At 46.1% G+C, this 382-nt stretch carries 2 tRNA genes; both read left to right on the top strand.

Annotation, left to right across the window (positions count from 1 at the left end):
- Positions 1–146: 146 nt before the first annotated feature.
- A tRNA-Leu gene (locus GJB59_RS00010) sits at positions 147–232 on the top strand.
- 11 nt (positions 233–243) lie between these two features.
- Positions 244–320: transfer RNA gene (locus GJB59_RS00005), tRNA-Arg, on the top strand.
- Positions 321–382 lie beyond the last annotated feature (62 nt).

The following is a 382-nucleotide window of genomic DNA, read 5'->3' as shown; positions in this document are numbered from 1 at the left end:
CCCGTCATGCCCTGGTTCGAATCCAGGTACCCCAGCCATCATTATATTAGAACGCAACGACGACGATGAATTAGGAAGTCTGATTTATCATTGACATCAAAATGGTAATGCAGTATAATAGAATTTGTCCCTAAAATTAAATCAATGCGGTCGTGGCGGAATGGCAGACGCGCTAGGTTGAGGGCCTAGTGGGAGAAATCCCGTGGAAGTTCGACTCTTCTCGGCCGCACCATAATCTCTAATGCGCCTGTAGCTCAATTGGATAGAGTACTTGACTACGAATCAAGCGGTTAGAGGTTCGAGTCCTCTCGGGCGCGCCATTACTTTTCTTCTATATAATATATGCGGGTGTAGTTTAGTGGTAAAACCTCAGCCTTCCAAG

Origin of the sequence: Planococcus soli, assembly GCF_016881065.1 — a bacterium.
GTDB lineage: Bacteria > Bacillota > Bacilli > Bacillales_A > Planococcaceae > Planococcus > Planococcus soli.
Note: the sequence above shows the minus strand (reverse complement) of the source record. Positions and strands in the feature narration are given on the sequence as shown.